This window comes from Hoeflea algicola, from assembly GCF_026619415.1.
GTDB lineage: Bacteria > Pseudomonadota > Alphaproteobacteria > Rhizobiales > Rhizobiaceae > Hoeflea > Hoeflea algicola.
Genome location: NZ_JAOVZR010000001.1, coordinates 4,178,809 through 4,191,580 on the forward strand (window position 1 = coordinate 4,178,809; position 12,772 = coordinate 4,191,580).

Consider the following 12,772-nt stretch of genomic DNA (forward strand, 5'->3'; position numbering starts at 1 on the left):
TCGGGAACAAGTTAGCCGCATGATATCGCAGGAGCAGAAGATGACAGAAGCGCCGCTGTGGACCCCGGACGCCAAGCAATTGCAGGACAGCCCGTGGATGGCGTTTGCCGCCTTTGCAGGCGAGAGAGCTGGATTGTCGCTCAGCGATCCGTTCGCCCTGCACGACTGGTCGATTGCCGACCGCGAAGGTTTCTGGTCGGCGCTGTGGGATTTTTGCGGCGTGCGCGGCACCAAGGGTGAGCGGATTGTCGAAAATGGCGACGCCATGCCCGGCGCCCGGTTTTTCCCCGACGCGCAACTGAATTTTGCCGAGAACCTGCTGGTGCGCAGTGGCGCCGAGCCGGCGATGCTGTTTCGCGCCGAGGACAAGCTCAGTCGGCAGATGAGCTGGGACGAACTCGCGGCGCTGGTCTCGAAGCTGCAGCAGGCGTTTCGCGCTCATGGTGTCGGCAAGGGCGACCGGGTTGCGGCAATGATGCCGAACATGCCAGAAACCATCGCCTTCATGTTGGCGGCGGCGTCGATCGGGGCGATCTGGTCGTCCTGTTCGCCCGATTTCGGCGTTCGCGGCGTGCTCGACCGGTTTGGCCAGATCGAGCCCAAACTGTTCATTTCCTGCGATGGCTACTGGTATAATGGCAAGCGCCAGCTGGTGACTGACAAGCTGGCCGAGATAGCCGCCGAGCTCGGCGCCGAAGCCACCGTGATCGTGCCGCTGTTGGACGACGCCGAGGCGGTCGCAGCGGCTGTGCCGGGGGGCAAACCCTTGCAGCCTTCATCGCCGATTATACGGCGGGCCCGGTGGTCTATGAGCAACTTCCATTCTCGCATCCGCTCTATATCCTGTTTTCATCCGGCACCACCGGCATCCCCAAATGCATCGTCCATTCGGCCGGCGGCACATTGCTGCAGCATCTCAAGGAGCATCGGCTGCACTGCGGCATCAATCCCGGCGATCGGTTGTTCTATTTCACCACCTGCGGCTGGATGATGTGGAACTGGCTGGCCTCGGGTCTGTCGGTGGGTGCGACCTTGTGCCTCTATGACGGTTCGCCGTTCTATCCCGATGGCAATGTGTTGTTCGATTACGCCGCCGACGAACGCTTTGCCATCTTCGGCACCTCGGCCAAATTCATCGATGCGGTCCGCAAGGCAGGGCTGGAACCGGTGAAGACTCATGACCTTTCGTCGCTGCGGCTGATGACCTCCACCGGCTCGCCGCTGTCGCCTGAGGGCTTCAGCTTCGTCTATGAAGGCATCAAGCCCGATGTGCATCTGGCGTCGATCTCCGGCGGTACCGACATCGTTTCCTGCTTCGTGCTGGGAATTCCGGCGCTGCCGGTCTATCGCGGTGAAATCCAGGGGCCGGGACTGGGCATGGCCGTCGACGTCTGGGACGAGGGCGGCAAGTCGATTACCGGCGAAAAGGGCGAACTGGTTTGCACGAAGCCGTTCCCGGCAATGCCGATTGGCTTCTGGAACGATCCCGACGATGAGAAATATCATGCCGCCTATTTCTCCCGTTTCGACAATATCTGGACCCACGGCGATTTCGCCGAATGGACCGCCCATCGTGGTATCGTCATCCATGGCCGTTCCGATGCAACGCTCAATCCGGGCGGTGTGCGGATCGGCACGGCGGAGATCTACAACCAGGTCGAACAGATGGACGAAGTCGCGGAGGCGATCTGCATCGGCCAGGAATGGGACGATGATGTCCGCGTCGTCCTGTTCGTGCGGCTGGCCGCTGGTGTTGAGCTTGACGACGCGCTGCAGGCAAAGATCCGCGCCCGCATCAGGACCGGTGCTTCGCCCAGGCATGTGCCGGCCAGGATCATTGCGGTGGCGGACATTCCGCGCACCAAGTCGGGCAAGATCGTCGAGCTCGCGGTTCGCGACATCGTTCACGGACGAGAGGTCAAGAACCAGGAGGCCTTGGCCAATCCCGAGGCGTTGGAATTGTATGCCGATCTTGCCGAGCTGCGGAGTTGAAACAGGCAGGCCATGGTTAACAAATTGCTGTATTCGAATTTAACCAAGGCAAACGAAGTCTTAGCGATTGGTTAAATTTGAGCAAAACCGGTAAGGTCTCGGTAACAGTTTTCACGCATTAATCGTGTCAACCACAGGGCAGTTCCGCCCCCGCCAACGGTGGTCAGCACAGATTTGAAACTAACAAGGGGACCGGCAATGGTCCCCTTTTTTTGTCTTTTGTTTCAATCAGCTAGCACGCGCTGCGGCGGGAACGAGATTGAAACCAGGGTTCCTTCTCCGGGCGCGGAGACGATATCGAACTGGGCCCGGTTGGCTTCCACCATGGCTTTGGTCAGGGGCAGGCCGAGCCCGGTGCCTTCGCCGCGCTGGCGCGGGCCGGGGCCAACCTGGCCAAACGGCTTCATCGCCTGCTCAAGCTCCTTGCGGTTCATGCCAATGCCGGTGTCGCGGATGCGAATGATGACATTGCCCGAGCTTTCATAGGAGGTCGATACAACGATCTGGCCGCCCGACGGCGTGTAACGAATTGCATTCGACAACAGGTTGAGCGCGATCTGCTTGATCGAGCGCTGATCGGCGACGACATCGGGCACCGACACAGACAGGCTGGTGCGGATGATCACCCGCTGGCTGTTGGCCATCGGCTGCAGCAGTGAGACGCTTTCGGCCAGATGATCGTTGAGCGAAACGGCGACAAATTCCATGTCCACCTGACCCGCCTCGATCTTGGAAATGTCGAGCAAGTCGTTGACGATGTCGAGCACGTGCTTGCCGGAATTACCGATGTCGTGGGCGTATTCGAGATAGCGCGGGCTGCCGATCGGACCGAAGCGCTCCTCCGCCATCATTTCCGAAAACCCGATGATGGCATTCAACGGCGTGCGGATCTCGTGGCTGACGCGTGCCAGAAAATCCGATTTGTGCGAATTGGCGGTTTCGGCCGCGCGCTTGGCGGTGCGCAACTCGTCCTCGGTGCGTTTCCATTGGGTGATGTCGCGCAGCACTGCGCAATAACCGTTCGAACCCGTCAGTCGGCCGATGGTCATGAACAGCGGCAGGAAACCGCCTGCTGCCTCGCGGCCGATCACCTCGCGCCCGTCATTGAGAACGCTCGAAACCCCGTGGTCGGCCAGGCCATTGATATAATCCATCACGGCGCGCTGGCTTTCATGGGCAAACAGCATCGCGAAGGGTTGGGTGCGGGTTTCGTTCTCATCATAATTGAACAGCGCGCAGGCCGAGCTGTTCATCGAGCGGATGGTGCCGTCATTGTCGAGAATGACAACGCCATCAGTCGCGGTCTCGAGTATCGAGCGCAGTTCCCGGGTTTCGATCTCGAGCGCGCTGGTCTGGCCCGCTTCTTCGGATTCCCGGGCGGTATCATCTTCAGGGGCTGTTTCTTCCGATGCGGCTTCCTCCGTGTCGGCGACCGCATGCAGCGGCGCAACCGGGGCAGCAGCGATGGTCTCGATCGGTGACAGCGCCAGCAGCAGCGCCTGGCCGTCGCCCCAATTGACCGACCGCAGCCGCGCAGTGACCATACGTGTGCCGCCGTCGCCACGCCGGACGATCAAGCCGCCATCCTCGATTGTCGCTTCCGGCTGCTCGGGCCGGTCGAGCAGGTGCTCGAGACCGCCGTCAGCGGCAAGCTCGGTGAGCGAGCCATAGCCCGTCAGTTCCAGAAACTCGGCGTTGGCATGAATCAACTGGTCGCCAGTATGCACCAGCAGCGCCGTCGGGATGGCGTCCACCAGATGTGGATCAAGCCCCGATTGCATCACCTGGCGCGGCGGCAAGGCAAAGGCCGAGGGAAGCGGTGGCTCGACCGGTGTCGGCCAGACAACTTCCGGCGTCTCGTCCGGATCGGAAACGGCGGCTGCCTCGGACGTGATGGTATCTTCTTCCTGGGCAGCGCTTTGTGGTGTGGGGTCTGCCTCGATCGGTGTTTGCTCGGCCATTGTTTCGGCGGTTGCCGGATCTGACTCCGGCGTCTCGGCGGTTGTCAGATCTGACATCGGCGCAGCCGTTGCTTGCTCGGATGCCTCCGCTTCCAGGTGCTCAACGTCCGGTTCATCCGGACGGTCAAACGTGATGTCTATGTCGCCCGCGGCCGATTGCTCATCGGGGGCCGGTGACTGGCGTTTTCCGAAAGATTGCTGATCAACTGATTGCTGCGATGTTGCTGCATCGTCGTCTGAAGCGGCGTGGGTTGCGTCTGCCTCAGCACTGGCTGACGATGTTTCGCTCAGGCGCGCGCCGATTTCGCGGAACGCCGCCTGTTCGCCTGGCGACAGGCTTTCCCGTGGCGCCCGGGGCCGTCGCGCTTCGAGGCTGATGATCTTGTCGCTGTCGCGCCGCATCCGGGTTTCGGCCAACCGGATCGCCGGCTGCTCGCCACGGAACGGATCGTCGGCACTCACGGGGCTCTCTGCAGGAGCCTCGTCGGCGCCTTGCGGTTCGTCGTTAGCCTGCGCAAGTTGGTCGCTATCGTCGATGCCATCGAGCCGTGCCAGATCATCAAGATCCTGCTTCATGTCGAGGCTTTCAAGCGCAGCCTCATCCTCACCCGCAGGGCCTTCCAGGCCGTTAGGCTCAATTGTCGTTACAGCATCGGCGTGATCTTGCAGTGCGTCGGCTTCATCCTGTCTATCGACGGCCTCGGCTTGCGCCGCGTCGGGTGAGCCTGAAACCAGCGCCAGCCCCAGCGCTTCGGGGTCCTTCCGGGTTTCGCCGCTGCGGACGATGCCAAATCCGCGAAACCCGTCAAACTGACGGTCGCGGGTGTAGGTCGGCAGCGCCGCAAGATCCACCGGCGTGGCCAGATCTGTGCCCTGGATCGGCCAGTACACGGTCTTGCCCGACCAGGTGTCGCGGCGGTTGAGCAGATCGGTGATCACGTGATCCGGGTCCAGATTGAACACCCGTGCGAGGTCGGGAAACTTGCGGCCGATGATATCGGCGGCATTGGGGCCGACAGCCGCGGCGAATTCGGGCGAGACTTCGCTGAAGGCACCTTCGCGGTCAATCTTCCAGACAAAGCGCGCCGGCTTGCTGTTGGGGTCGAACGTGAAGTCAGTTGCCGCCGCAGCCTGCTTGCTCAGTGCATCTTGAGATGCGGACACAATTCTCGCCGGCTGCGGCTCCTCGGCGGGAACGCCAGGAGCGGCCGCATGATCTGGTATGGACTCCGGTTCGCCACGGTCAGTCGATGCCACCGCCGGCGTGCTGGCTTCGGGGGCCTGGTCCGCCGGAACAATTGAATCGGCGTCAGCCGTCACGTCATCGACGTTCGGGCGGACCTCTGTTTGTGTTTCCGTAGTTTGTGTTGCGCTGTCAGTATCATCGCCATCAGTAGTCTCTTCGTCAGGGCCGACCGCGTCATCCTCGATCGGCGTAACTTCGAGACCCCTGGCTTCGGCGAAGGGCAGGGGGATGTCGTCTGCTTCAATCGGCGTGTCGGTGCTGGCAGCAAGTTCCTCGCGGATACGGTCCGCATCAACGATGCCAGTAGGGGCCGTGCTTGCCGGGTCGGTATCTGCGGGCTCCCTGTCTGCCGCTTCTGCGTCGAACGTGTCCTCGTCAATCCCGTTTCCGCCGGTTTCGGCGTTGCCAGTCTCGATCTCACCAGCTTCGGCTTCGACAGTCTCCGGTTCCGTGGTTTCGTGCTCTGCAGGTTTCGGCTGTTGCCATACAGCTGCGGCACTGGACTGCGCGGAAGCGGTCTCGGCGGCGTCATCCGACGACACCACGTTTTGCGCCCCGGACGCCACGACGGCAGCGCCCACCGACGCTTCTGTTTCGTCCTCCGGCTGTTCTTCTTCCTGGGCGGGCTCTACCGCGAAAAGGAGGTGCAACAGCGGTTCGTCTGCCAGCCTGCCGATCGCCGCCGGCATCGATCCGTTGCGGGCTTCGACCATACGCTTGACCAGACGGTCGTCCTCGCTGGCCACATCGGCGATCATCCGGGCAATGTCGGCATCGGCAAGGCCGATATCGTCAAAGGTCCGCGAGGCGGCGAGAATTCCGCCCTTGGCGTCGAGCACGGCGACATGGGTGCCGGTGCCCTCAAATCCGCTGATGATCTGCCGTGCCCGGGCGCCGGGCGCCAGCACCGTTCCAGTCTGGCTGCTCAGCAGCAAGGCCTGCGCGCCATCGGGCAGCGTGATGTGCTCAAGCAGCGCCGGCGTCATCGCCCGCGAAAAACCGCGCGCCAGCCGCATGGTGAAATTCTGCGGCTTGCCGGTGCGCTGTAATCCGCTGACGGCACTTTCGATCTGTCGCCGGGTGACCGGCTGGCCGCCGATGCCTTCTTCAAGCACATCATAGATCGTGTCGAAACCGAACAGATGCGCCGCCGCGCCATTGGCCCATAATACTTCGTCAAGATCAGGGCTTAGCACCGCAACGGCGCCGCCCTTGGCAAAACGGTCCCTGACTGCGGCGTGAACTGCAAGGTCAATGAACGGATAATGATGTGCCAGCATGGTTGGAATCCAGTTTCGGCGGAATTTGCCGCCGTATTCAGGCGGATTAAGGGTTTATTAATAGCTTTCACGCCAGCGCCGGTCCAGCCGGAGGCGGTTGGCTGGCCCCGAATTGTCAAGAAACGGTTAACGTATGGTGCGTCGCACATTTATATTGCACTGCACCATAAAGCTTGCTATAGGTCTCTTCAGATTGAAACGGGGCCGCTACCGGTCCCCCTGATGCTTCAAGGAGAAGTGACATGGCGACCAAGAAAACCACAACCACTGCCGAAATGTTCCAGTTCCCGACTTTCGACATGACCACCATGGCTGACAGCTACCGCGAAATGGCCGACAAGTCGGTCAACCAGAGCAAGGAAGCTTACGCCAAGGTCAAGACCGTTGCCGAAGACGCAACCAAGGCAGTCGAAACCACCCTCGAAAATGCCCAGGCCGGCACCGTCGAACTCAGCCTCAAGGCAATCGATGCCGTCCGCGTCAACACCGAGCATTCGCTGTCGCACATGGAAGCCCTGCTTGGCGTCAAGTCGGTTGCTCAGATGGTCGAACTGCAGACCGGTTTCTTCCGCAAGCAGGCTGAATTGATGGCCGACCAGGCCAAGACCATGCAGGAAGCCGCCCGCAAGGTTGCCGAAGACGTGTCTGCACCGGTCAAGACCGTGTCGACCAAGGCCATGGACGAATTCAAGGCTGCCTGATTTCATCAGTTGCCAGACGATCAGAGGCCGGGCCCAGCGCCCGGCCTTTTGCTTTGTCGATTTCAACCATCTGAAAATGCCAAAACAGCGCCGACACCTCTTGCAAAAAACAGCCGACCGCCGTATGTGAGCGACAAGAAAGCGGCTTGGACCTGATCCTTGGACGCTGGTGTGCGGTTGTAGCTCAGTTGGTTAGAGCGCCGGATTGTGGATCCGGAGGTCGGTGGTTCGAGCCCACCCAATCGTACCATTTCTTTCTTCAAGCACATTGTCTGGAATGACGCCCGACCGAGCAGCCGTGGCCGGGCTTTCCGCACGGCCGGCGCTTACCCTCCCTTGAGCGCTTAAAATGCCTTGAAGGTCAGCATCGTCTGAGTGCGCTCGATGCCCGGAACGGTGTGGACCTGTTCGGCGATGAACCGGCCGATGTCGACGTCATCCTCGATGTAGAACTTGGCCATCAGGTCGAACCTGCCGCTGACGGAGTAGATCTCCGACGCGATTTCGCGATTGGCGATCTCATCGGCCACCGCATAGGCTTGGCCGAGCTTGCATTGAAATTCCACGAAAAAACATTGCATCGAAAATCTCCCAGTTTGCGGCGGGCGCGGCCCTTGAAGCATCCTTGCACCTGGCCGAATGCCAGCGGCGCGTCATTTGTGTGGGGCAGAACCCTTGCGGCCACATCTCGGTCCGCATCGGCTCCACCCTGTAACCACGTTGGAACCATGACCGCGCCAAGATCGCAAGGGGCATTCGATCGAGAAATACTTTAAGCTTAAAAAAATACTGGAATTCTGCGGGCCTGCTGATAAGGTTCTGCTGCAAGGCGGAGGCAGGCCGCCGTGAAAACAAGCTAAGATATCGACCGGAATGAAACAAGCGCCGGCGGTGTCGAATAACAACGGGAGGATCCACAATGAAAAAATCATTCGTAGCAATCGCGGCAGTGGCAGGCCTGATGGCAGGCGTGTCGGCAACGGTCGCCGAGCCGGTCAAGGTCGGCATGATCACCACTTTGTCGGGCGGCGGCGCGTCGCTGGGCATTGATGTGCGTGACGGCTTTCAGCTGGCGGTAAAACAATCCGGCCACACCGATATCGATTTGATCATCGAAGACGACGGGCAGAAGCCCGATCTCGCGGTTCAGCTGTCCGACAAGCTTATCCAGTCCGACAAGGTCGACGTGATGACCGGCATCATCTGGTCCAACCTGGCCATGGCCGTGGTTCCGAGCGCCGTGGCGCAGGGCAAGATCTATCTGTCTCCGAATGCCGGTCCGTCCGCGCTTGCCGGCGCCGGCTGCAACGAGAATTACTTCAACATCGCCTGGCAGAACGACAATCTGCATGAAGGCATGGGCGCCTATGCAACCACCGCCGGTTTCAAGAAGAGCTTCATCCTGGCGCCGAACTATCCGGCCGGCAAGGATGCACTGACCGGGTTCAAGCGCTTCTTCAAGGGCGAAATTGCCAACGAGATCTACACCCAGCTCGGTCAGACCGACTATGCTGCCGAGATCGCTGAAATCCGGGCTTCGGGCGCAGACAGCGTCTTCTTCTTCCTGCCTGGCGGCATGGGCATTGCCTTCATGAAGCAATATGCCGGTGCCGGCGTGGAAATCCCGCTGCTCGGACCTGCCTTCTCGTTCGACCAGAACATCTTGCAGGCAGTGGGCGACGCAGCCCTCGGCGTCAAGAACACCTCGCAATGGTCCAAGGATCTCGACAACGAGACCAACAAGGCATTTGTCGAAAGCTACACTGCTGAGTATGGCCGTCTGCCATCGCTCTATTCGAGTCAGGGCTTTGACACCGCCAACCTGCTGATCTCGGCCATGGATGCGGCCTCGATTTCCGACAAGGACGCTTTCCGCGCAGCGCTGAAGGCGGCCAATTTCAAGTCCACCCGCGGCGACTTCAAATTCGGCAACAACAACCACCCGATCCAGGACATCTATGTCCGCGAAGTGGTCAAGGAAGGCGATGTCTACACCAACAAACTGATTGGTGTGGCGCTTGAAGACCATGCCGACGCCTATGCCGTCGATTGCAAGATGTGATCATGCACCAGTGCCGGGCGGACCATGTGGTTCCGCCCGGCCTGTCTTTCTTGCCCTGGTGTGAGCGCGGCCATCAATGAGTGTTGCCCTTTTTATCGAGCAGATCCTCAACGGACTGCAACTCGGCGTCATGCTGTTTCTGATGGCGGCCGGGCTGACCCTGATCTTCGGCGTCATGGGGCTGATCAACCTTGCACACGGCTCGCTGTTCATGGTTGGCGGTTTCGTCTGCGCAGCGGTGGCGGCGTATACCGGTTCATTCTGGCTCGGCCTGGTGGCCAGTCTGGTCGCAGCCGCAGCCCTTGGCGCGCTGGTCGAGATGGTGGTGATCCGCAGGCTTTATGACCGCGATCATCTCGATCAGGTGCTGGCCACCTTCGCCCTGGTGTTGATGTTTTCCGAAGGTGTGCGCTTTGTCTTCGGCTCGTTTCCGCTTTATCTCGATCCGCCGGCAATGCTCTCGGGTCCGGTGATGCTGCCCGGCGGGTTGCCCTATCCCGCCTATCGCCTCGCGATCATTGTTGCCGGCCTGCTGGTGGCGATAGGTCTTGGCTTGCTGATCAGCCGCACCAGGCTTGGCATGCAGATCCGCGCCGGCGAATCCGACCGTGAGATGATTGCCGCGCTGGGTGTCGATATCCGTTTTCTCTACACGGTGGTGTTCGCGCTCGGCGCAGGCCTTGCCGGTTTTGCGGGTGCGCTGATCGGCGCCATCCAGTCGGTCCAGGTCGGCATGGGCGAACCGGTACTCATCCTCGCCTTCGTGGTCATCGTCATCGGCGGCATTGGCTCGATCCGCGGCGCGCTGGTCGCTGCCCTGATCGTCGGCCTGGTCGATACGATGGGGCGCTTCCTGCTGCCGACACTGCTTGCCACCGTGATGGAGGCTTCCGCCGCCCGCGGCGTCGGCGCCGCACTGGCCTCGATGCTGATCTACCTGCTGATGGCCGTCGTCCTGGTCTTCAAGCCAAAAGGGTTGTTTTCCGCCAATGCCTGAGCTGATCACCGAACGACGTCTCAACATCGTGCTGGCGCTGATCCTGCTCATCGGGCCGTTGATTGCCTATTTTGCCGATGAACCATTCCTGGTGACGCTCGCCACCCGCGCCACCATTCTGGCGCTGGCCGGTGTCGGCCTCAACATTGCGCTCGGCCTGGGCGGGCTGGTCTCCTTCGGCCATGCCGCGTTTTTCGGTCTTGGCGGCTATGCAGTGGGTATTGTTGCCACCCATCACCAGAATTACGAGCCGCTGATGACCTCGCCGTTCGTCGTCAATGGCACCAACCAGATGCTGGTGCTGTGGCTGGTGGCGATGCTGGTCAGCGGCGTCGCCGCGCTGGTCATCGGTCTGCTCAGCCTGCGCACATCGGGCGTCTATTTCATCATGATCACGCTGGCGTTCGCGCAGATGATCTATTATTTCGCCATCTCCTGGCCCGCCTATGGTGGCGAGGATGGTCTTTCGATCTATGTCCGCAATAGTTTTCCCGGGATCAACACGCTCAGGCCGCTCGATTTCTTCCTGCTCTGCTACGCGGTGCTGATGGTGGTTCTGATCGCCCAGTGGCAGATGACCGGCGCACGCTTCGGCACCGCGCTGCAGGCGGTGCGCCAGAATGAGGGCCGGGTCGCAGCCCTCGGGCTCTCACCTTACGGGATCAAGCTTGCCGCCTTTGTCATCTCCGGCATGGTCACCGGGCTCGCCGGCGCGCTCTACGCCGATCTCAACCGCTTTGTCAGCCCCTCGATGTTGTCCTGGCACCAGTCCGGCGAAATCATGGTGTTCATCATTCTCGGCGGCGTCGCCCGGCTGTTCGGGCCAGTGGTTGGCGCTTGCCTGTTTGTGCTGTTCGAGCATGTGTTTGGCAGTTTCACCAGCCATTGGCAGTTCTTCCTCGGCGCGGCGCTTCTGGCTGTGGTGCTGTTTGCCCGTGGCGGCTTTATCGGCCTGCTGGCGGGGAGGGCGCGGCATGATTGATTCGGTTCTCTCGCTCTCCGGCCTCGATAAATCCTTCGGCGCGTTGAAGGTAACCGACAATGTCGATCTGGATCTCAAGCCTGGCGAAATCCACGCCCTGATCGGGCCCAACGGCGCCGGCAAGTCGAGCCTGATCAAGCTGGTGGCTGGAGAACTCAAGGCTGATGCCGGGTCGATCCGGTTTGGCGGCCGCGAGATCGGCGATCTCGGACAGGCTGCGCGCGCCCGGCTCGGGCTGACACGCACCTTTCAGGTTTCCTCGCTGGTGCCGGAGTTTTCCGCACGCGGCAATGTGGCGCTGGCAGCACAGGCGCGGCGGCGCTCGGTGTTCGGCTTTGTGCGCCCAGTCGCCAAGGATAGCGATCTGACCGGCGAGGCGATGGAAGCGCTGGAGCGCGTTGGCCTGGCCGACCGTGCTGGTGTCCGCGTCAGTGAACTCTCGCATGGCGAAAAGCGGCTGCTGGAAATCGCCATGGCGCTTGCCATGCGGCCGCGGATTTTCCTGATGGATGAACCGATGGCAGGCCTCGGCCAGGAAGGCTCTAACCGGTTGATCGGTTTTCTCGACAAGCTGCGCAACGAGGCCCCGATCCTGTTGATCGAACACGACATGGAGGCGGTGTTCCGGCTGGCCGACCGCATTTCGGTGCTGGTTGCCGGGTCCATCATCGCCCGTGGGAATGCCGACGATATCCGCAATCATCCGGAAGTGCGCGCCGCCTATCTCGGGGAGGATGAAGCATGAGCCTGCTCCAGGTGCGCGGCCTCGAAGCCTTTTACGGCGCTTCGCAGGCGCTGTTCGGTGTCGATCTCGATATCGCTGAAGGCGAACTGGTGGCCCTGATGGGCCGCAACGGCATGGGCAAGACCACCACCGTGCGGGCGATCTCGCGAATGCTGCGCACGACCCGTGGCGAGATCCGGTTTGACGGTCAGGATCTCACGGTGTTGCCGTCGTTCCGCGCCGCCCGGCTCGGAATCGGATTGGCGCCGGAGGGCCGACGTTGTTTTGCAGGCCTGACAGTCTCTGAAAACCTGATGGCCTCGGCCCGCCCCGGCGCCTGGGACCAGCCCGCTGCCATCGCCCTGTTCCCCCGGCTTGGCGAACGACTGGGCCAGACGGCGGCGACGCTGTCGGGCGGCGAACAGCAGATGCTGGCGATTGCCCGGGCGCTGCTGACCAATCCGCGGCTGTTGATCCTTGACGAGGCAACCGAAGGGCTGGCCCCGGTGGTGCGTCAGGAAATCTGGGCGGCGATTGCCAAGCTGAAACAGGGTGGACAGTCGATCCTGGTCATCGACAAGGCGTTTTCCGAACTCCGCGCCGTGGCCGACCGCTGCGTTATCCTGGCCCGTGGCAAAAGCGTCTGGACCGGCACCCCGGTTGAACTCACCCGTGATATTGAAACCGAGATGCTCGGCGTTTGAAGCGTGGGTCGAAAGCCTCAGTCGCTATTCCAAACCGCATTTCAGACTCCGGTTGCTCCCGTTCCACTCTCATGAGCCCGCGTTGAAGCTATGCGGTTGCCGGATGGTTGTTCCGGCAACCTC

8 protein-coding genes, 1 tRNA gene and 1 pseudogene are annotated in these 12,772 nt (G+C 61.3%); 8 read left to right on the forward strand and 2 right to left on the reverse strand.

The annotated features are described in order from the left end of the window. Window positions 1-40 precede the first annotated feature (40 nt). Window positions 41-1,992 (forward strand): annotated as a pseudogene (locus OEG84_RS20375) (acetoacetate--CoA ligase). Between the two features lie 224 nt (window positions 1,993-2,216). On the opposite strand, the gene OEG84_RS20380 reads toward OEG84_RS20375, so the two are convergent. Further along, window positions 2,217-6,479 carry a PAS domain-containing sensor histidine kinase gene (locus OEG84_RS20380; RefSeq protein WP_267655434.1) on the reverse strand — a complete coding sequence of 1,421 codons (4,263 nt, stop codon included), beginning with the start codon at window positions 6,477-6,479 and terminating at the stop codon, window positions 2,217-2,219. 242 nt (window positions 6,480-6,721) lie between these two features. Here OEG84_RS20380 and OEG84_RS20385 point away from each other — a divergent pair, with 242 nt between their 5' ends. Then, window positions 6,722-7,180, forward strand: coding sequence for a phasin family protein (locus OEG84_RS20385; protein ID WP_267655435.1), 459 nt, complete (start codon window positions 6,722-6,724; stop codon window positions 7,178-7,180). Between the two features lie 173 nt (window positions 7,181-7,353). Next, window positions 7,354-7,430 (forward strand) — tRNA-His (locus tag OEG84_RS20390). 94 nt (window positions 7,431-7,524) lie between these two features. Here the strand turns inward: OEG84_RS20390 and OEG84_RS20395 are convergent. Beyond that, the gene (locus OEG84_RS20395; RefSeq protein ID WP_267655436.1) at window positions 7,525-7,761 is read right to left on the reverse strand and encodes an Lrp/AsnC ligand binding domain-containing protein; all 237 of its coding nucleotides are present in this window, start codon (window positions 7,759-7,761) and stop codon (window positions 7,525-7,527) included. Window positions 7,762-8,099: 338 nt separating this feature from the next. On the opposite strand from OEG84_RS20395, the gene OEG84_RS20400 reads away from it, so the two are divergent. The 5 genes from OEG84_RS20400 to OEG84_RS20420 all read left to right on the forward strand — a co-directional run bounded on the left by OEG84_RS20400 (window position 8,100) and on the right by OEG84_RS20420 (window position 12,649). After that, window positions 8,100-9,242: an ABC transporter substrate-binding protein gene (locus OEG84_RS20400; RefSeq protein ID WP_267655437.1), complete on the forward strand. Its 1,143-nt coding sequence runs from the start codon at window positions 8,100-8,102 to the stop codon at window positions 9,240-9,242. Window positions 9,243-9,318: 76 nt separating this feature from the next. Further along, the gene (locus OEG84_RS20405) at window positions 9,319-10,239 is read left to right on the forward strand and encodes a branched-chain amino acid ABC transporter permease (protein WP_267655438.1); all 921 of its coding nucleotides are present in this window, start codon (window positions 9,319-9,321) and stop codon (window positions 10,237-10,239) included. Next, window positions 10,232-11,221: a branched-chain amino acid ABC transporter permease gene (locus tag OEG84_RS20410; protein WP_267655439.1), complete on the forward strand. Its 990-nt coding sequence runs from the start codon at window positions 10,232-10,234 to the stop codon at window positions 11,219-11,221. Before OEG84_RS20405 ends, OEG84_RS20410 begins: the two co-directional genes overlap by 8 nt. Continuing rightward, on the forward strand, window positions 11,214-11,966 hold the full coding sequence (locus tag OEG84_RS20415; protein ID WP_267655440.1) for an ABC transporter ATP-binding protein: 753 nt from the start codon (window positions 11,214-11,216) through the stop codon (window positions 11,964-11,966). The genes OEG84_RS20410 and OEG84_RS20415 overlap by 8 nt, the downstream gene beginning before the upstream one ends. Continuing rightward, complete coding sequence (locus OEG84_RS20420; protein WP_267655441.1) at window positions 11,963-12,649, forward strand: ABC transporter ATP-binding protein; 687 nt, start codon at window positions 11,963-11,965, stop codon at window positions 12,647-12,649. The genes OEG84_RS20415 and OEG84_RS20420 overlap by 4 nt, the downstream gene beginning before the upstream one ends. Window positions 12,650-12,772: the final 123 nt, after the last annotated feature.

Coding starts and splice junctions, on each gene's coding strand:
- OEG84_RS20395 (WP_267655436.1), bottom strand. CDS start 7,761: ATGCAATGTTTTTTCGTGGAATTTCAATGCAAGCTCGGCCAAGCCTAT.
- OEG84_RS20420 (WP_267655441.1), top strand. CDS start 11,963: ATGAGCCTGCTCCAGGTGCGCGGCCTCGAAGCCTTTTACGGCGCTTCG.
- OEG84_RS20400 (WP_267655437.1), top strand. CDS start 8,100: ATGAAAAAATCATTCGTAGCAATCGCGGCAGTGGCAGGCCTGATGGCA.
- OEG84_RS20405 (WP_267655438.1), top strand. CDS start 9,319: ATGAGTGTTGCCCTTTTTATCGAGCAGATCCTCAACGGACTGCAACTC.
- OEG84_RS20410 (WP_267655439.1), top strand. CDS start 10,232: ATGCCTGAGCTGATCACCGAACGACGTCTCAACATCGTGCTGGCGCTG.
- OEG84_RS20385 (WP_267655435.1), top strand. CDS start 6,722: ATGGCGACCAAGAAAACCACAACCACTGCCGAAATGTTCCAGTTCCCG.
- OEG84_RS20380 (WP_267655434.1), bottom strand. CDS start 6,479: ATGCTGGCACATCATTATCCGTTCATTGACCTTGCAGTTCACGCCGCA.
- OEG84_RS20415 (WP_267655440.1), top strand. CDS start 11,214: ATGATTGATTCGGTTCTCTCGCTCTCCGGCCTCGATAAATCCTTCGGC.